The sequence below is a fragment of the Streptomyces sp. NBC_00178 genome (assembly GCF_036206005.1).
Classification (GTDB): Bacteria; Actinomycetota; Actinomycetes; order Streptomycetales; family Streptomycetaceae; genus Streptomyces.
Map to the genome: position 1 here is coordinate 5,281,933 of NZ_CP108143.1, position 17,918 is coordinate 5,299,850.

Below are 17,918 nucleotides of genomic sequence, written 5' to 3' on the forward strand. Positions count from 1 at the left end.
AGCCCGTTTCGTGTTTGATTTGCGGTATATATCTGCCTAACGTGCGAAAAAGCCTGAACAGTTTCGTTCGGGCAATGTCTCCGAAGGGGAAGACGTGAACAAGGCGCAGCTCGTAGAAGCGATTGCCGACAAGGTCGGCGGCCGTCAGCAGGCCGCTGACGCGGTCGACGTGGTACTCGACGCGATCGTCCGCGCGGTCGTAGGCGGAGACCGTGTCTCGGTCACCGGTTTCGGTTCGTTCGAGAAGGTCGACCGCCCCGCCCGCTACGCCCGTAACCCTCAGACGGGTGAGCGCGTCCGGGTCAAGAAGACCTCGGTTCCCCGCTTCCGTGCGGGACAGGGCTTCAAGGACCTGGTGAGCGGCTCCAAGAAGCTCCCCAAGGGCGGCGAGGTCTCCGTCAAGAAGGCCCCCAAGGGCAGCCTCTCGGGCGGTTCTTCCACCCGCACGACGGCGAAGGCCGCTGCGAAGAAGGCCACCGCGAAGAAGGCCACGGCCCGCAAGACCACGGCCGCGGCGAAGAAGACCACGGCGGCGGCGAAGAAGGCGACGCCGGCGAAGAAGACCACCACGGCGGCCGCGAAGAAGACCACGGCGGCGGCGAAGAAGGCGACGCCGGCCAAGAAGGCCACCGCCACGAAGAAGGCCGTAGCGGCCAAGACCGCGCCCGCCAAGAAGACCACGGCGAAGAAGGCGCCCGCGAAGAAGACCACGGCACGCAAGACCACAGCCAAGAAGGTCACCGCACGCAAGAAGTGAGACCGGGCTCCGCTCGTACCTCACACGCGCCGGGCCGGGCTCCCCTCGGGGAGCCCGGCCCGCGGGCTGTCCGAGGGCGGCTCAGAGCGTCTGCAGCGTCACCAGGGTGATGCGCAGCGAAGCGCCCTCGCCCTCTGTCTCGATCCGCACCCGCTGCCCCGGACGGAGCAGCCGCAGCCCGCCCGCGTCGAACGCCGGAGCGTCGAAGTCCACCGGAGTGCCGTCGTCGAGGAGCACGCTGCCGCTGCGGGTCCCGGGGTCGTACGTGAACGAAGTCGCCTGCATGAGCGGCAGCCTATCGGTCCGCCGCAGGCACCACCGGGGCCGCCAGAGGCGCGGTGAACCGCCCGACGCCCAGGGCGAGCGCCGCCCGCAGATCTCCGCCCGTGTCCACGTCCCGGCGGACCGAATCGAGGCCGGACGGCGTGATCTCCACGGCGCCGGAAGCGAGATGCCGCGCCCTCGACGCACCGCCGAAGGCAGGGCGCAATTCCACTCCCGGGGCCGCGGAAAGAAATGTGGTTCCGATTCCCTGGGCATCGGCGACAAATGCGCGGGGAAATGCGGTCGCGAAATCGAGCACGCGAGCCAATTCGTGCGGACGGAGTGCGGGGAGATCCGCGTTGAGTGCCGCCACCGCCGCACCGCGTTTACGGCCGCGCACCGACCGCGCACCGTGTTCCAGGGCCGCGTTGAGCCCCGCGCCAGGGGTGTCGGCCAGCGTGCGGGCGCCGAGGGCCGACAGGGCCGCACCGGCCACCGGATCGTCCGTGACGACCACCACATCACGCACCGCGGGGCAGGCCAGCGCCGCGGCGACGGTGTCCTGCGCGAACGCCAGGGCCAGGCGGGGACGAAGCTCCCCGCCCACCGCGCGGCCCAGCCTGCTCTTGGCCCTGGCCAGCGGCTTCAACGGGACGACCAGGGACCAGGGGCCGGTCGGGTCGGTGTTCGTGGCGATCTCCCCCTCGTGACGCGTCAGCATTTATTCTCACCTGCCGGTACGACAACCCGGCGGTCCGCCCCCATACGTGAGGCGTACCGTGTTCCCCACACAGCAGGGGCCCGGGGCAGGGAGCATCGCCGCGAGCCGCGCAGCAGCTCAGTCCTGGAGGAAGGCATCCGAGTGTCCCGCCGCAGAATCGGCTTCTGGTACCGCCTGGCTGCGGTGATCGCGAAACCGCCCCTGGTGGTTCTGTTCAAGCGGGACTGGCGGGGGATGGAACACATTCCTGCCGAGGGCGGATTCCTCACCGCTGTCAATCACAACTCGTATCTGGACCCGCTGTCCTACGCGCACTACCAGTACAACACCGGACGTGTGCCGCGGCTGCTCGCCAAGGCGGCGCTGTTCAGGGCCCCGTTCGTCGGCATGATGCTGCGCGGCACCGGGCAGATCCCCGTCTACCGCGAGACGACCAACGCGCTCGACGCCTTCCGGGCCGCCGTCGACGCCGTCGAGCGGGGTGAGTGCGTCGCCTTCTACCCGGAGGGCACGCTCACCCGCGACCCCGAGATGTGGCCGATGGCCGGCAAGACCGGTGCCGCCCGCGTCGCGCTGATGACCAAGGCCCCCGTCATCCCCGTCGCCCAGTGGGGCGCCAACCTCGCGATGCCGCCCTACGCGAAGGAGAACAAGCTCCGGCTGTTCCCCCGCAAGACCCTCCGGGTGCAGGCCGGACCGCCGGTCGACCTGACGGAGTACTACGGCCTCGAACCGACGCCCGAGGTGCTGCGCCGGGCGACCGAGACCATCATGGCCGCGATCACCGCCCAGCTCGAGGAAGTGCGCGGCGAGACGGCGCCCACCGAGCTCTACGATCACCGCAAGGCCCGTGCTGAACAGCGGCGCAAGGCAGAGGGAAAGGGAACGACGTGACGCACCCCGCCAAGGCGGCCGTCTTCGGAACCGGCTCATGGGGTACGGCCTTCGCCATGATCCTCGCCGACGCGGGCTGCGAGGTCACCCTCTGGGGGCGCCGGGCGGAGGTCGCCGAAGCGGTCAACACCACCCGCACCAACCCCGGGTACCTGCCGGGGATCGAGCTCCCCGCCTCGATCCGGGCCACCACGGACGCCGCCGAGGCGCTGCGCGGCGCCGACTTCGCCGTCCTCGTGGTGCCCTCCCAGACGCTGCGCGCCAACCTCGCCGACTGGGCCCCCCACCTGGAGTCCGACACGGTCCTCGTCTCCCTCATGAAGGGCGTCGAACTCGGCACCGCCAAGCGGATGAGCGAGGTCGTCGGGGACGTCACGAAGGTGACCGCCGACCGCATCGCCGTCGTCACCGGCCCCAACCTCGCCAAGGAGATCGCCGAGCGCCGCCCCGCCGCCGCCGTCGTCGCCTGCGCCGACGAGAGCGTGGCCCAGCGCCTCCAGGCCGCCTGCCACACCCCGTACTTCCGGCCGTACACCAACACCGACGTGGTGGGCTGCGAACTCGGCGGCGCCGTGAAGAACGTCATCGGTCTCGCCGTGGGCATCGCCGACGGCATGGGCCTCGGCGACAACACCAAGGGCTCGCTCATCACCCGGGGCCTCGCCGAGACCACCCGCCTGGGCATCGCCATGGGCGCCGACCCACTGACCTTCTCCGGTCTCGCCGGACTCGGCGACCTCGTGGCGACCTGCTCGTCCCCGCTCTCGCGCAACCACACCTTCGGGACCAACCTCGGCCGCGGGATGACGCTCCAGGAGACCGTCGCCGTCACCAAGCAGACCGCCGAGGGCGTCAAGTCCTGCGAATCGGTGCTCGATCTGGCACGCAGGCACGGGGTCGACATGCCGATCACCGAGACGGTCGTCGGCATCGTCCACGAGGGCAAGCCGCCGGTGGTCGCTCTGAAGGAGCTGATGTCGCGCAGCGCCAAGCCCGAGCGGCGCTGACTCGGGCTCTACCAGCAGGTACGCTCATCGCGATATGAGCAGCCAGAACCTCCCCCAGAGCACCGAGAGCCCCCTCGGCTCCGAGCAGAGCTCCGAGCAGGGCCGCAAGCCGCGCGTGGCCGTCGTGTTCGGCGGCCGGAGCTCCGAACACGGCATCTCGGTCGTCACGGCGGGCGCCATCATGAGCGCCATCGACCGGACGAAGTACGACGTCCTGCCGATCGGTATCACCCGGGACGGACGTTGGGCCCTCACGTCCGACGACCCGGACCGGATGGCCATCACCGACCGGCAGGTCCCCGACGTGGACCAGCTGGCCGAGTCCGCCCGCGGAGTGGTGACGCTCTCCGTCGACCCCCGCAACCGCGACGTCGTCGTCGGTGAACCCGGCGCCGTCCCCACGGCGCTCGGCGAGGTCGACGTGGTCTTCCCCATGCTGCACGGCCCGTACGGCGAGGACGGCACCCTCCAGGGCCTTCTCGAGCTCTCCGGGGTGCCGTACGTCGGCGCCGGCGTCCTGGCCTCGGCCGTCGGCCAGGACAAGGAGTACATGAAGCGGGTGTTCACCTCCTTCGGGCTGCCGGTCGGCCCGTACGAGGTCGTCCGCCCCCGGGAGTGGGAGTCCGACCGCCCCGCCGCCCGCAAGCGCATCATGGAGTTCGCCGCCGAACACGGCTGGCCGCTCTTCGTGAAGCCCGCCCGCGGCGGCTCCTCCATGGGGATCACCAAGGTCGACGACCCCTCCGGACTCGACGAGGCGATCGAGGAGGCCCGCCGGCACGACCCCAAGTTCCTGGTGGAGTCCCTGCTGCGCGGCCGCGAGATCGAATGCGGTGTCCTGGAGTTCGAGGACGGACCGCGCGCGAGCGTGCCCGCCGAGATCCCGCCGGTCACCGCGCACGACTTCTACGACTTCGAGGCCAAGTACATCGACTCGGCGGCCGGGCTGGTGCCCGCGCCGCTCACCGACGAGCAGACCGCCGAGGTGCGGCGGCTCGCCGTCGACGCCTTCGAGGCCGCGTCCTGCGAGGGCCTGGTGCGCGCCGACTTCTTCCTCACGGAGGACGGCACGTTCGTCATCAACGAGATCAACACCATGCCGGGCTTCACCCCGATCTCCATGTACCCGCGCATGTGGCAGGAGAGCGGTGTGACCTACGGGGAACTCGTCGACCGGCTGATCCAGGCCGCGCTGAACCGCCCCACCGGCCTGCGCTGAGCCCTCCGGGGCCGTCTCCCCGCAGCGGGACGGCCCCCGGAAGCCCTCAGAGGCTGTCGGGCACCGTCTTCGCGACCGGCGTGGCGAACGCCGACAGCGGGGTGACGTCGTGCGTGTACTCCGGGCCGAGCGTCACCTCGACGTACGCCTTGCGATAGGTGGTCGTGAACCGCGGGCCGTCGCCGTCGCGCTGCTCCAGCAGCCAGTTGACGCCGTCCGCCTCCACCGCCTTGGACTGGGAATCGTCCATCCTCGCGGGCCGGGGGACACCGCAGCGCAGTACGATCGCCCCGTCCCCCCAGCCGGCGGTCAGATCCGACTCCGGTGAGGGGTCGCTCCGTTCCAGACCGGCGACCGTCTCCGGCAGTTCCCCGTGCAGTGCCTCGCAGTACCCGGCTGCCTCCGACGACGGAGCGGGTACCGCCACGGACGGCTGGGAACCGCCGGCGGAACAGCCCGCCGCGGCCAGGACGAACAGGGCGGCGGACGCGGAGAGAACACGGGGTCCGGGAAGCGGGCGGCGGGTGCGGGTCACCGGGCCAGCGTAGACAGGGGTCAGAGGTGGACGACCGGGCAGGTCAGGGTTCGCGTGATGCCGTCCACCTGCTGGACCTTGGCGACCACCATGCGGCCGAGCGCGTCGACCGTGTCGGCCTGCGCGCGCACGATCACGTCGTAGGGGCCTGTGACGTCCTCTGCCTGGATCACTCCCGGGAGCTTTGCGATGGTCTCGGCGACGATCGACGCCTTGCCCACCTCGGTCTGGATGAGGATGTACGCCTGTACCACGGAACCTCCAGGGCGGCCACGAGGATCATGTGGGGGAAAGGGACGCCACGTTATCGCGTCGCCGCGGGCCGCGGGGAGACCTACGGGCCGGTTGACGCCCAGAGCGTGGCGTACGCACCACAGAAGTTGACGTATCTCTTGACGGTACCGACAGCAGTTGGGGCTCGCGACCGCAAGCCCACCGGGGCGGAAGGGGGACGGTGATGCCCGCACGACCCGGGGCCTCCGGTATCGCCGGGCCGTTCGTCCACGGCCCGGACACCCGGCCGCTGAAGCAGCCCGGACAGGTGTCCGGTGCGATACATGAGAGGTGAGACTCGGTGAAGGGAACCGTGGGCGAGTTGGGGGAGTTCGGGCTCATCAGAGAGCTCACCTCCCGGCTCACCACCACTCCGGCGGTACGGCTGGGACCCGGCGACGACGCCGCGGTCGTGGCCGCTCCCGACCGCAGGGTCGTGGCCAGTACGGACGTCCTCCTGGAAGGGCGGCACTTCCGCCGCGACTGGTCCACCGCGTACGACGTCGGCCGCAAGGCGGCCGCCCAGAACCTCGCCGACATCGCGGCCATGGGAGCCGTGCCCACCGCGCTGCTCCTCGGCCTCGTCGTACCCGCCGACCTCCCGGTCACCTGGGCCGCCGAGCTGATGGACGGGCTGCGGGACGAATGCCAGGTCGCCGGCGCGGCGGTGGTCGGCGGGGACGTCGTCGGCGGTGACACCATCACCGTCGCGATCACCGCGCTCGGTGACCTGCGCAACCACGAACCCGTCACCCGCTCCGGGGCCCGGCCCGGCGACGTCGTCGCCGTCACCGGCTGGCTCGGCTGGTCCGCCGCTGGATTCGCCGTGCTCTCCCGCGGGTTCCGCTCGCCCCGCGCCTTCGTCGAGGCGCACCGGCGCCCCGAACCGCCGTACCACGCGGGACCGGCGGCGGCCGGACTGGGCGCCACCGCCATGACGGACGTCAGCGACGGGCTCGTCGCGGACCTCGGGCACATCGCCGAGGCCAGCAAGGTCCGCATCGACCTGCGCTCCGGACTCATCGACATCCCCTCCCAGATGTCGGACATCGGGCAGGCCGTCGGGGTCGACCCCCTGCAGTGGGTGCTCACCGGGGGAGAGGACCACGCGATCGTGGCGACGTTCCCCGCCGACGTGAAGCTCCCCGCCCGCTGGAAGGTGATCGGCGAGGTCCTCAACCCGTCGGCGCTGCCCCAGGTCACGGTCGACGGAGCCCCCTGGACCAGCAAGGGCGGCTGGGACCATTTCGGGTCCATCGAGGACGCTTAGGGCGTGCTTGGGAAGTCCCGCCCACCCGGCGGCCGGACGGCGCTCCTTCCCAAGCACGCCCTAGTAGATTCCGGGGCATGACCGCACCTGCCCCGATACCGCCCCGTGTCCTCACCGTCGCCGGATCCGACTCCGGCGGCGGTGCGGGCATCCAGGCCGACCTGAAGACGATGCTCGCCCTCGGCACCCACGGGATGAGCGTGCTCACCGCCGTGACCGCCCAGAACTCGCTGGGTGTGCAGGGCGCCTGGGAACTCCCGGTGGACGCCGTGCGCGCCCAGTACCGGAGCGTCGTCGACGACATCGGCGTCCAGGCTGTGAAGACGGGCATGCTGGCGTCCGCCGCACTCGTCGAGACCGTCGCGGAACTCGTCGCCGGCACCCGGGCCCCGGTCGTCGTCGACCCCGTCGGGGTCTCCAAGCACGGCGACGCCCTGCTCGCCACCGAAGCGCTCGAATCCGTACGCACGAAACTGCTGCCCGTCGCCACGGTCGCCACCCCCAACCTCGACGAGGTGGCCCAGCTCACCGGCCTCACCGTCACCGACGAGGCCTCGATGCGCAGAGCCGCCGCGGAAGTCCTCGCCTACGGACCCCGCTGGGTCGTGATCAAGGGCGGCCACCTGCCCGGCGACGCCGTCGACCTGCTGACCGACGGGACCGAGGAGCACTGGCTGCGCGCACCGCGGCACGACAACAGCCACACCCACGGCACGGGCTGCACCCTCGCCTCCGCCATCGCGTGCGGACTGGCCCGCGGGCAGGACGTGCCGACGGCCGTGAAGGGCGCGAAGGAGTACGTCACCGGCGCGATCCGGGCCGGCTTCGCGCTGGGCGGCGGCATAGGCCCCGTCGATCACGGCTGGGCGCTGCGCACCGCACGGTGAGGGGCGGGGCGCAGCGGCCCGCACGGTGAAGGACAGCAAAAAGCCGGTCCACCGAGGTGGACCGGCTTTTTGGGCAACCGGAAGGCTGCGCTACGACGGGGACGTCAGCGCGCGACCTTGCCGGCCTTGATGCACGAGGTGCAGACGTTGAGCCGCTTCGGCGTCCGACCGACCACGGCACGCACGCGCTGGATGTTGGGATTCCAGCGACGGGACGTACGGCGGTGCGAGTGCGAAATGCTGTTGCCGAAGCTCGGCCCCTTGCCGCAAACGTCGCAGTTGGCAGCCACGGGTCACTCCAAAGACTTCAGATGCACTTACAGTGAATTCCGGCGCGCCGGAATCATTTTACTGAAGTGGCGGTACCGGAGGAATGTCCCGACTTTCGTCGGGCAACCGAAGCAGCATACAACGCCTGCGTCGGAGATACGAAACTACCACGGCTTCCCGGGCCCTCCTCCCCGCACCTGTGCCCGCCGGACCTGCGGGCGAGGACTACTCTGCGGTTCAGCCAGCCCCCCACGGCCGCCCCAAGGAGGACCAACGGTGCCGCAGTCCCACGACGTTCTGGACGCCGTCGCGGTGCGCACCTGGTGCTCGCTGAGCCTGGAGGCCCTGGGCCGGGAGCGTTCGGCGATCGACGCCATCAACGTCTACCCCGTCGCCGACGGGGACACGGGCACCAACCTCTACCTGACCGTGGAATCCGCGGCGGCCGCGGTCGAGGCGGTGTTCGCCGCCCACGAGACCGGTTCCACACTCCCGGCGCCCGCCGACGTCGTACGGGCCATGGCGCACGGGGCACTGATCGGCGCCCGGGGGAACTCCGGCACCATCCTGGCGCAGTTGCTGCGGGGCATGGCCGGAGTACTGGCCGAGGCGGGTGACGCACCTCACCTGCGGACCGCCCTCGCGGAGGCCGCCGCCGCCGCGCGCAAGGCCGTCGCCCACCCCGTCGAGGGCACGATGCTGACCGTCGCCGCGGCAGCCGCCGAGGAGGCCGGAGCCACGCCCGCCGGCGCGGGCCTCACGGACGTGCTCGACGCGGCGTACGCGGGCGCCCTGGCGGCCCTGGCCGCCACCCCCGGCCAGCTGGCCGCCCTCGGCCGCGCGGGCGTCGTGGACGCGGGCGGACAGGGGCTGGTCGCCGTGCTCGGAGCCCTGCTGGAAGCCGCCGGCGGGCGCCCCGCGGAACGCGCCGTCCCCCCGGCACCCGGCCCGCCGGCGGGGACCGGGGACTGCGGCGACGCGGACCCGGACGGCGGCGCCGCCTTCGAGGTCATCTACCTGCTGGAGGCCACCGACGACGCCGTGGCCGGGCTGCGGAGCCGGCTGGACGCCCTCGGGGACTCACTCGTCGTGGTCGGCGGCGACGGCCTGTGGAACGTCCACGTCCACGTCGACGACGCCGGTGCGGCCGTCGAGGCCGGTGTCGAGGCGGGGCGGCCCTACCGGATCCGGATCACCCACTTCGCCGCCGACCGGATCCGCGCCCACCGCGAACCGGTCCAGCGCGCGGTCGTCCTCGTCGTACCCGGCGACGGACTCTCCGGCCTGTGCACCGACGCCGGTGCGACCACCGTCCTGGCCCGCCCCGGCGAGCCGCCCGCCAGCGGCGAACTGGTCGACGCGATCCGCCGGGCCCACGCCCGCGAGGTCGTCCTGCTGCCCAACGACGCGCAGCTGCGGCACACGGCGGCGGCCGCCGCCGAGCAGGCCAGGACCGAAGGCATCCGCGTCGCCCTGGTCCCCACCCGCGCCGCCGTCCAGGGCATCGCCGCCCTCGCCGTCCACGAACCGGGCCGCGGCTTCGACGAGGACGTCGTCGCCATGACCGCCGCGGCCGGCGCCACCCGGTACGCCGAACTGGCCGTCGCCGAGCGCCAGTCGTGGACGATGGCGGGCATCTGCCAGGCCGGCGACATCCTCGGGCTGATCGACGGGGACGTCGCCGTCATCGGGGAGGACGTCCCCGCCACCGCCCGCACCGTCCTCGACCGCATGCTGTCCTCCGGCGGCGAACTCGTCACCCTGGTCCTGGGGGAGGACGTCCCCGACACCCTCGCCGACGCCCTGGCCGCGTACGTGCGCGAGGCTTACCTGGCCGTCGACACCGTCGTCTACCGGGGCGGCCACCAGACCGCGCCCCTGCTCATCGGCGTCGAGTGACACCCTGGCCCGCGCCGTGCCCGGCGACATCTGTCGGTGCCGTGGTGTGCAATGGAGCGCGTGTCCGCTTTTGATGAACCCCTGAAGAAGCTGCTCGGCGGAGCCACCGCGAAGGTGATGGCCGAACACCTCGGCCTGCACACGGTCGGTGACCTCCTCCACCACTACCCGCGACGGTACGAGGAGCGCGGCCGGCTCACGGCGCTCACCGACCTCCCGCTGGACGAGCACGTCACGGTCGTCGCCCAGGTCGCCGACGCGCGGATCATGATGTTCAACAACGGCCGGGGCAAGCGCCTCGAAGTGACCCTCACCGACGGCAGCGGCAGGCTCCAGCTCGTCTTCTTCGGGCACGGCGTCCACAAGCCCCACAAGGAGCTGCTGCCCGGGCGGCGCGCCATGTTCGCCGGCAAGGCCTCCGTGTTCAACCGGAAGATGCAGCTCGCCCACCCCACCTACCAGCTCCTCGACGCGCAGGACGGCGACGAGGAGGCCGGCGTGGCCGAGGCCGTCGACGCCTTCGCGGGCCGGCTGCTGCCGATCTACCCCGCCTGTAAGCAGCTCGACTCCTGGCGCATCGCCAAGGCCGTCGACACCGTCCTGCCCAGCGCGCAGGAGGCCGTCGACCCGCTGCCCGGGTCGCTGCGCGAGGGGCGCGGCTTCGTCCCGCTGCCCGAGGCGCTGCTCAGGATCCACCGCCCGCAGACCAAGGCGGACATCGCGGCCGCGCGTGACCGGCTGCGCTGGGACGAGGCCTTCGTCCTCCAGGTCGCCCTCGCCCGCCGCAGGTACGCCGACACCCAGCTTCCGGCGGTGGCCAGGAAGCCCGTGCCCGGAGGGCTCCTCGACGCCTTCGACGCCACGCTCCCCTTCACCCTCACCGAGGGCCAGCAGAAGGTCACCGAGGAGATCTTCGGCGACCTCGCGACGGAACACCCCATGCACCGGCTGCTCCAGGGCGAGGTCGGCTCCGGCAAGACACTGGTCGCGCTGCGGGCCATGCTCCGGGTCGTCGACGCGGGCGGACAGGCCGCGATGCTCGCCCCCACCGAGGTGCTCGCCCAGCAGCACCACCGCTCGATCACCGAGATGATGGGCGCGCTGGCCGAAGGAGGCATGCTGGGCGGCTCCGACCTCGGCACCAAGGTCGTCCTGCTCACCGGCTCCATGGGCACGGCCGCCCGCCGTCAGGCACTCCTCGACCTGGTCACGGGCGAGGCGGGACTCGTCATCGGCACCCACGCGCTGATCGAGGACAAGGTCGGCTTCCACGACCTCGGCCTGGTCGTCGTGGACGAGCAGCACCGCTTCGGGGTGGAGCAGCGCGACGCCCTGCGCTCCAAGGGCAAGCAGCCCCCGCACCTGCTCGTCATGACCGCCACACCCATTCCGCGCACGGTTGCGATGACGGTCTTCGGCGACCTGGAGACCTCCGTGCTCGACCAGTTGCCGGCCGGGCGCTCCCCGATCGCCAGCCACGTCGTGCCCGCCAAGGACAAGCCCCACTTCCTCGACCGCGCCTGGGAGCGGGTCCGCGAAGAGGTCGCCAACGGCCACCAGGCGTACGTCGTCTGCCCGCGCATCGGCGACGAGGCGGACGAGGCGGCGGAGAAGAAGGGCAAGGGGGCCAGGAAGCCGGCCGCCCCCGCCGAGGACCCCGAGAAGCGCCCGCCGCTCGCCGTGCTGGACATCGCCGCGCAGCTCGCCCGGGGCCCGCTGAGCGGTCTGCGTATCGAGGTCCTGCACGGCAGGATGGCGCCGGACGACAAGGACGACGTCATGCGGCGCTTCGCCGCCGGCCAGGCCGACGTCCTCGTCGCCACCACGGTCATCGAGGTCGGTGTGAACGTCCCGAACGCCACCGCGATGGTGATCATGGACGCCGACCGCTTCGGGGTGTCCCAGCTGCACCAGCTCAGGGGCCGCGTCGGCCGCGGCAGCGCCCCCGGCCTCTGCCTGCTGGTCAGCGAGGCCCACGAGGCGAGCCCCGCCCGGGCCAGGCTCTCCGCCGTCGCCGCGACCCTGGACGGCTTCGAGCTGTCCCGCATCGACCTCGAACAGCGGCGGGAGGGCGACGTCCTCGGCCAGGCCCAGTCCGGCGTCCGCTCCTCCCTGCGGGTGCTCAGCGTCATCGACGACGAGGAGGTCATCGCGGCGGCCCGCGAGGAGGCCGTCCGGGTCGTCGCCGACGACCCGGACCTCGACCGGCTCCCCGAGCTGCGCATCGCGCTGGACGCGCTGCTGGACAAGGACCGGGAGGAGTACCTCGACAAGGGGTGACGGGGGTGACCGGGCGGAAACCCGGGGACGCCATATCGTGGGGAGCACGGCGCACGTCCCGTCCGGTGCGCCGCCCGCGACCCGAGGACCAGACACCCATGACCCGCGTGATCGCCGGCACGGCCGGCGGACGCCGCCTGGCCGTCCCGCCCGGCACCGGCACCCGCCCCACATCCGACCGTGCGCGCGAGGGCCTGTTCTCCACCTGGGCGGCGCTCCTCGGCACCATCGACGGCATCCGCCTCGCCGACCTGTACGCCGGCTCCGGCGCCGTGGGCCTGGAAGCCCTCTCCCGCGGCGCCGTCCACGCGCTGCTCGTGGAGGCGGACGCCAAGGCCGCGCGCACCGTCCGCGACAACATCCGGACCCTCGGTCTGCCCGGTGCGGAGTTCCGTGCGGGGCGGGCGGAACAGGTCGTCGCGGGGCCCGCGCCCTCGGAGCCGTACGACGTGGTGTTCCTCGACCCGCCGTACGCCGTCACCGACGACGATCTTCGGGAGATCCTGCTCACACTCCGTGCCCAGGGCTGGCTCACGGGCGACGCCCTCGTCACGGTGGAACGGAGCACGAGAGGCGGCGAATTCGGCTGGCCCGACGGTTTCGAGCCGCTACGGGCCCGCCGCTACGGCGAGGCCACGCTTTGGTACGGTCGCGCCGCCTCTACGTGCGAAGACGCACGATGACCGCACCGGAGAGCGAGGGAACCACGTTGCGCCGCGCCGTCTGTCCGGGGTCGTTCGACCCCATCACCAACGGACATCTCGACATCATCGGTCGAGCCTCGAAGCTGTACGACGTCGTGCACGTCGCCGTGATGATCAACCAGTCCAAGAAGGGCCTCTTCACGGTCGACGAGCGGATCGAGATGATCCGCGAGGTCACGGCGGACTTCGGAAACGTCGAGGTCGAGTCCTTCCACGGGCTGCTCGTCGACTTCTGCAAGCAGCGCGACATCCCCGCGATCGTGAAGGGGCTGCGGGCGGTCAGCGACTTCGACTACGAGCTGCAGATGGCCCAGATGAACAACGGCCTCTCCGGTGTCGAGACGCTGTTCGTGCCGACCAACCCGACCTACAGCTTCCTCTCGTCCTCCCTGGTCAAGGAGGTCGCCACCTGGGGCGGCGACGTGGCGCACCTGCTGCCGCCCACGGTCCACCGCGCACTCACCGAGCGTCTCAGCGAGAAGTGATGCGCTGACCGTCCGTCACCAGGTGTCGGACGGGAGGCGACTGGCCGTACAGTCGTCCCGTCCGTCTCCAACAGCGGCAGAGAGTGGCGAGCACACGGTGGACGTGCAGAAGAAGCTCGACGAGATCGTCGAAACGGTCGGCAGCGCCCGGTCCATGCCCATGTCGGCGTCCTGCGTGGTCAACCGGGCCGAACTGCTCGCGCTGCTGGAGGAGGTGCGCGAGGCGCTGCCCGGCTCGCTCGCGCACGCCCAGGAGCTCATCGGCGGCCGGGAGCAGCTCGTGGAGCAGGCCCGGCAGGAGGCCGACCGGATCATCGAGTCCGCCCACGCCGAGCGCGGCTCGCTGATCTCGGGCACGGAGGTGGCCCAGCGCTCCCAGGCCGAGGCCGACCGGATCCTGTCCGAGGCCCGCAGGGAGGCCGACGAGGTCCGCGCGGAGGCCGACGAGTACGTCGACAGCAAGCTCGCCAACTTCGAGGTCGTCCTCACCAAGACCATCGGGTCCGTCGACCGGGGCCGGGAGAAGCTGCTCGGGCGCGGCGAAGGACTCGACGAGCAGGGCTACCAGGACCCCGACTTCGCCGAGGCCCCCGAGCGCAGTGCCGACCCCGACACGCTCAGGCGGCGCGCGGACGACTACGTGGACACCAAGCTCGGCGCCTTCGAGGCCGTGCTCGCCAAGACGCTGGAAGCCGTCGGCCGGGGCCGGCAGAAGCTGCACGGGCGGGTCGCCACCGACGACCTCGGCGCGCACATGGCCGCCCAGGACGCGGCCGGCGGCCGGCAGCACACCAGCGACGAGGACCACTGGGCGGGCCTCGCGGAACTCGCCACCCCCGAGCCGCAGCAGATCCCCCGGCAGCCGGACTACGCGGAACCGGTCCACCAGCCCTACGCGGAGCCCGTCCAGCAGGACTACGCGCCGGTGGCCGGCTACCAGGACCCCGCGCAGACGGCCTTCCCCGCCCAGCCCGGAGCCGAGCCGCAGTACGCGCAGTACGGCTACCAGGACCAGCAGCAGCTCCAGGACGGCTACGGCTACCCGCAGCAGCAGGCCGACCCGTACGCGTACCAGCAGCAGGCGTACGACCCCGGCGGGCAGCAGGAGTACTGGCCGCAGCAGGGCCAGGTGCCCGGGCAGCAGGGCGAGAGCGCGCTCGACGAGACCAGTCTCTTCGACACCAGCATGATCGACCTGGAGCAGCTGCGCCGCTACGAGCAGGGCCGCTGACCGGAGCGGACCGTACCGGATTGGGAGCTGGGCGGTACGTCCAGTATCCTGGCTGTTCGGTCGCGCGTATGTCCGCGATCCCGGCTGCCCTCATTCCGTCCGGACAGGGGTGGCCCTCCCGAAGCCGCACCACGCACATGATCTCGAAAGCAGGAAAAGCCCTGAACGGCCACCTCGACCACCGCAGCCCTCTCGTGTTCGATACGCGCGAGCTGGGCCGGCGTCCGGGTACCCAGAAGCGGCTGACCCGCACGGCGGAAGCACCGAAGGACCTCGGCATCGACGGGGTCGTCGGAGTTCCGGAGAACGCGCCCCTGGCGCTGGACCTCCGCCTCGAATCGGTCATGGAAGGGGTGCTCGTCACAGGCACCGCCCGTGCGACGGCCGAGGGGGAGTGCGTAAGGTGTCTGGAGCCGCTGACCCTCGAGGTCGAAGCGGACTTCCAGGAGATGTTCTCGTACCCTGACGCCGATGACCGGAACCGCAGCAGGACCGCGGACCCGGTCGACGACGCCGAGGACGACGAGGACAGGTTTTTCCTCGAGGACGATTCGTTCGACCTCGAGCCTGTGCTGCGTGACGCGGTGGTGCTCGCACTGCCGCTGCAGCCGGTGTGCAAGGAGACCTGTGCCGGTCTGTGTTCCGAATGCGGAATCAGGCTGGACGAGAATCCGGACCATCACCACGACGTCGCCGACATCCGTTGGGCGGCACTGCAAGGACTCGCCGAGACCGTTCAGGACGGCGAGAAGGACAACATGGGCGGCGCCGAACCTGGCGTCGACGAGAAGCAGGAGAAGTAGCCGTGGCTGTTCCGAAGCGGAAGATGTCGCGCAGCAACACGCGCCACCGCCGGTCGCAGTGGAAGGCTGCGGTCCCCACCCTGGTTTCGTGCGAGCGTTGCCAGGAGCCGAAGCTCCAGCACATTGCGTGCCCGAGCTGCGGCACCTACAACAAGCGCCAGGTCCTCGAGGTCTGAGCGGCTGGTGAGAGGCCCGATGTCTGAGTTGTCCAGCGCCAAGAAGCAGGCAGACAACATCAACACAGCCTCGTCCCACACGCTTCTGGAAGGGCGGCTCGGGTATCACCTCGAGTCCGCCCTTCTGGTGCGTGCGCTGACCCACCGTTCGTACGCATACGAGAACGGCGGTCTGCCCACCAACGAGCGGCTGGAATTCCTCGGGGATTCCGTGCTCGGCCTGGTGGTCACGGACACGCTGTACCGCACCCACCCCGACCTGCCCGAAGGCCAGCTGGCCAAGTTGCGGGCCGCGGTGGTCAACTCGCGTGCACTTGCGGAAGTGGGCCGCGGCCTCGAACTCGGCTCCTTCATCCGGCTCGGCCGCGGTGAAGAGGGCACGGGGGGCCGGGACAAGGCGTCCATCCTCGCCGACACCCTTGAAGCGGTGATCGGCGCGGTCTATCTCGACCAGGGCCTCGGCGCGGCCTCGGAGCTGGTGCACCGGCTCTTCGACCCGCTGATCGACAGGTCCTCGAGCCTCGGAGCCGGCCTGGACTGGAAGACCAGTCTCCAGGAGCTCACCGCGAGCGAGAGCCTCGGAGTCCCCGAGTACCTCGTCACGGAGACCGGCCCCGATCACGAGAAGACCTTCACTGCTGCTGCTCGCGTCGGTGGTGTCTCGTACGGCACCGGCACCGGCCGTAGCAAGAAGGAAGCGGAGCAGCAGGCGGCGGAGTCCGCCTGGCGCGAGATCAGCGCCGCCGCGGAGGCGCGGGAGGCGGCGGCGAAGGCCGCTGCCGACGGAGGGGTCGCCGACACCCCTGCCGACCCGTCGCCGAACTCGGGCGCGGCTCCGGCCTGACCCGTAAGGGAGCCCCTCGGTGCCATGTGCACCGGGGGGCTTTCGCTGTCCCGTTCCCTTCGAAGGAGTGTCCGCCGTGCCCGAACTGCCCGAGGTCGAAGTCGTACGGCGCGGTCTGGAGCGCTGGGTCTCCGGCCGCACCGTGAAGGACGTCGAGGTCCTGCACCCGCGTGCGGTCCGCCGGCACCTCGCGGGCGGGGCGGACTTCGCCGCGCGGCTGCGGGGTCTGCGCCTCGGCACGGCGATGCGGCGCGGGAAGTACCTGTGGGTCCCTCTCGACGAGGCGGACTCGTCGATGCTCGGCCACCTCGGTATGAGCGGTCAGCTCCTCGTGCAGCCCACCGCGGCGGCGGACGAGAAGCACCTGCGGATCCGTATCGGCTTCGACGACGACCTCGGCACCGAGCTGCGCTTCGTGGACCAGCGGACCTTCGGCGGGCTGTCGGTCCATGGGAACACCCCCGACGGGCTGCCCGACGTCATCGCGCACATCGCCCGCGACCCCCTCGACCCGGCCTTCGACGACGAGGCGTTCCACGTGGCGCTGCGTCTGCGCCGCACCACGGTCAAGCGCGCCCTGCTCGACCAGTCCCTGATCAGCGGGGTCGGCAACATCTACGCCGACGAGGCGCTCTGGCGCACCCGTCTCCACTACGAGCGGCCGACGGCCACCCTGACCCGCCCGAGGACCGCGGAGCTGCTCACCCACGTCCGCGAGGTGATGCGGGAGGCCCTGGCCCAGGGCGGGACCAGCTTCGACAGCCTCTACGTCAACGTGAACGGCCAGTCCGGCTACTTCGACCGGTCGCTGGACGCGTACGGACGTGAGGACGAACCCTGCCACCGGTGCGGCACACCGATCCGCCGTCGTCCCTGGATGAACCGGTCCAGCTACTTCTGTCCCCGCTGCCAGCGCCCGCCGCGGATCTGAGAGCGCCGCGGGGCCTCAGGCACCCCGGGCCGCGTCGTAGCGCTCCCGGGACTCGATGACCTCGGGCATCCGGCCCTCGACGAGCTGGATGAGGTCCAGCAGCCGGCCCGCGACCTCGCGCCCCAGGGGCGTCAGTTCGTAGTCGACGCGCGGCGGATTGGTGAGCTGGGCCTCCCGGTGCACCAGACCGTCGCGCTCAAGTGCCTGCAGCGTCAGGGAGAGCATCTTCTCGCTGACCCCGTCGATCCGGCGGCGCAGCTCGTTGAAACGGGACCCGCTCTCGTACAGCGCGCCCAGGGTCAGACCGCCCCAGCGGCCCGTGACGTGCTCCAGCGTCCCGCGCGAGGGGCACTGCCGTGAGAAGACGTCGAACGGCGACGCTTCGCCGGGCGGGTGTTCCGTCTCTGCCAGAGCCATGCCCGAGAGCCTACGCCTGTGCAGCGCTCACTCCCGGGCAGCGGCGGGGGC

General features: G+C 71.4%; 21 protein-coding genes. 15 read left to right on the forward strand and 6 right to left on the reverse strand.

Translation table 11 applies throughout. From position 1 onward, the window contains the following. Window positions 1-94: 94 nt before the first annotated feature. A complete protein-coding gene (locus tag OHT61_RS23270) occupies window positions 95-757 on the forward strand; it encodes an HU family DNA-binding protein (protein WP_329040873.1) in 663 nt (220 codons plus the stop codon). Between the two features lie 81 nt (window positions 758-838). Here OHT61_RS23270 and OHT61_RS23275 read toward each other — a convergent pair whose 3' ends face one another. Both OHT61_RS23275 and cofC read right to left on the reverse strand, forming a co-directional pair. Further along, entirely contained in the window at window positions 839-1,042 is a 204-nt protein-coding gene (locus OHT61_RS23275) for a hypothetical protein (RefSeq protein WP_329040874.1), read from the reverse strand. A gap of 10 nt (window positions 1,043-1,052) precedes the next feature. Further along, the gene (cofC, locus tag OHT61_RS23280) at window positions 1,053-1,742 is read right to left on the reverse strand and encodes a 2-phospho-L-lactate guanylyltransferase (protein WP_329040876.1); all 690 of its coding nucleotides are present in this window, start codon (window positions 1,740-1,742) and stop codon (window positions 1,053-1,055) included. 141 nt (window positions 1,743-1,883) lie between these two features. Between cofC and OHT61_RS23285 the strand changes: the two genes are divergently transcribed. The 3 genes from OHT61_RS23285 to OHT61_RS23295 are packed head-to-tail and all read left to right on the forward strand — an operon-like array spanning window position 1,884 to window position 4,862. Continuing rightward, a complete protein-coding gene (locus tag OHT61_RS23285) occupies window positions 1,884-2,636 on the forward strand; it encodes a lysophospholipid acyltransferase family protein (protein WP_329040877.1) in 753 nt (250 codons plus the stop codon). Continuing rightward, window positions 2,633-3,643, forward strand: coding sequence for an NAD(P)H-dependent glycerol-3-phosphate dehydrogenase (locus OHT61_RS23290; protein ID WP_329040879.1), 1,011 nt, complete (start codon window positions 2,633-2,635; stop codon window positions 3,641-3,643). The genes OHT61_RS23285 and OHT61_RS23290 overlap by 4 nt, the downstream gene beginning before the upstream one ends. 34 nt (window positions 3,644-3,677) lie before the next feature. Beyond that, on the forward strand, window positions 3,678-4,862 hold the full coding sequence (locus tag OHT61_RS23295) for a D-alanine--D-alanine ligase family protein (RefSeq protein ID WP_329040880.1): 1,185 nt from the start codon (window positions 3,678-3,680) through the stop codon (window positions 4,860-4,862). Window positions 4,863-4,908: 46 nt separating this feature from the next. Here the strand turns inward: OHT61_RS23295 and OHT61_RS23300 are convergent, their stop codons facing one another. Next, window positions 4,909-5,397: a DUF3515 domain-containing protein gene (locus OHT61_RS23300; RefSeq protein WP_329040882.1), complete on the reverse strand. Its 489-nt coding sequence runs from the start codon at window positions 5,395-5,397 to the stop codon at window positions 4,909-4,911. 20 nt (window positions 5,398-5,417) lie between these two features. After that, on the reverse strand, window positions 5,418-5,651 hold the full coding sequence (locus tag OHT61_RS23305; protein WP_056791028.1) for an Lrp/AsnC family transcriptional regulator: 234 nt from the start codon (window positions 5,649-5,651) through the stop codon (window positions 5,418-5,420). 320 nt (window positions 5,652-5,971) lie between these two features. Here OHT61_RS23305 and OHT61_RS23310 point away from each other — a divergent pair, with 320 nt between their 5' ends. Then, window positions 5,972-6,940, forward strand: coding sequence for a thiamine-phosphate kinase (locus OHT61_RS23310; protein WP_329040883.1), 969 nt, complete (start codon window positions 5,972-5,974; stop codon window positions 6,938-6,940). Window positions 6,941-7,017: 77 nt separating this feature from the next. Beyond that, window positions 7,018-7,827, forward strand: coding sequence for a bifunctional hydroxymethylpyrimidine kinase/phosphomethylpyrimidine kinase (thiD, locus tag OHT61_RS23315; protein ID WP_329040884.1), 810 nt, complete (start codon window positions 7,018-7,020; stop codon window positions 7,825-7,827). A 104-nt stretch (window positions 7,828-7,931) separates the two neighbouring features. On the opposite strand, the gene rpmB is transcribed toward thiD, so the two are convergent. Beyond that, the gene (gene rpmB, locus OHT61_RS23320; protein WP_003965989.1) at window positions 7,932-8,117 is read right to left on the reverse strand and encodes a 50S ribosomal protein L28; all 186 of its coding nucleotides are present in this window, start codon (window positions 8,115-8,117) and stop codon (window positions 7,932-7,934) included. 256 nt (window positions 8,118-8,373) lie between these two features. Here rpmB and OHT61_RS23325 point away from each other — a divergent pair, with 256 nt between their 5' ends. From OHT61_RS23325 to mutM, 9 genes are all read left to right on the forward strand, one after another. Beyond that, the gene (locus OHT61_RS23325; protein WP_329040885.1) at window positions 8,374-9,996 is read left to right on the forward strand and encodes a DAK2 domain-containing protein; all 1,623 of its coding nucleotides are present in this window, start codon (window positions 8,374-8,376) and stop codon (window positions 9,994-9,996) included. A 51-nt stretch (window positions 9,997-10,047) separates the two neighbouring features. Next, a complete protein-coding gene (gene recG / locus OHT61_RS23330; RefSeq protein WP_329040887.1) occupies window positions 10,048-12,276 on the forward strand; it encodes an ATP-dependent DNA helicase RecG in 2,229 nt (742 codons plus the stop codon). A 98-nt stretch (window positions 12,277-12,374) separates the two neighbouring features. Next, window positions 12,375-12,959 (forward strand): 16S rRNA (guanine(966)-N(2))-methyltransferase RsmD, encoded by a 585-nt coding sequence (rsmD, locus tag OHT61_RS23335; protein ID WP_329040889.1) that lies wholly within the window; start codon window positions 12,375-12,377, stop codon window positions 12,957-12,959. A 26-nt stretch (window positions 12,960-12,985) separates the two neighbouring features. Continuing rightward, window positions 12,986-13,465 (forward strand): pantetheine-phosphate adenylyltransferase, encoded by a 480-nt coding sequence (gene coaD, locus OHT61_RS23340; protein WP_329043374.1) that lies wholly within the window; start codon window positions 12,986-12,988, stop codon window positions 13,463-13,465. Window positions 13,466-13,562: 97 nt separating this feature from the next. After that, entirely contained in the window at window positions 13,563-14,696 is a 1,134-nt protein-coding gene (locus tag OHT61_RS23345) for a cell division initiation protein (protein ID WP_329040891.1), read from the forward strand. A gap of 137 nt (window positions 14,697-14,833) precedes the next feature. Continuing rightward, window positions 14,834-15,499 (forward strand): YceD family protein, encoded by a 666-nt coding sequence (locus OHT61_RS23350; RefSeq protein WP_103760344.1) that lies wholly within the window; start codon window positions 14,834-14,836, stop codon window positions 15,497-15,499. Window positions 15,500-15,501: 2 nt separating this feature from the next. Beyond that, a complete protein-coding gene (rpmF, locus tag OHT61_RS23355; RefSeq protein WP_003965982.1) occupies window positions 15,502-15,675 on the forward strand; it encodes a 50S ribosomal protein L32 in 174 nt (57 codons plus the stop codon). Window positions 15,676-15,694: 19 nt separating this feature from the next. Then, on the forward strand, window positions 15,695-16,519 hold the full coding sequence (rnc, locus tag OHT61_RS23360) for a ribonuclease III (RefSeq protein ID WP_329040893.1): 825 nt from the start codon (window positions 15,695-15,697) through the stop codon (window positions 16,517-16,519). Between the two features lie 76 nt (window positions 16,520-16,595). Continuing rightward, on the forward strand, window positions 16,596-17,450 hold the full coding sequence (gene mutM / locus OHT61_RS23365; protein WP_329040894.1) for a bifunctional DNA-formamidopyrimidine glycosylase/DNA-(apurinic or apyrimidinic site) lyase: 855 nt from the start codon (window positions 16,596-16,598) through the stop codon (window positions 17,448-17,450). Between the two features lie 15 nt (window positions 17,451-17,465). On the opposite strand, the gene OHT61_RS23370 is transcribed toward mutM, so the two are convergent. Beyond that, window positions 17,466-17,867, reverse strand: coding sequence for a winged helix-turn-helix transcriptional regulator (locus OHT61_RS23370; RefSeq protein ID WP_329040896.1), 402 nt, complete (start codon window positions 17,865-17,867; stop codon window positions 17,466-17,468). Between the last annotated feature and the right edge of the window lie 51 nt (window positions 17,868-17,918).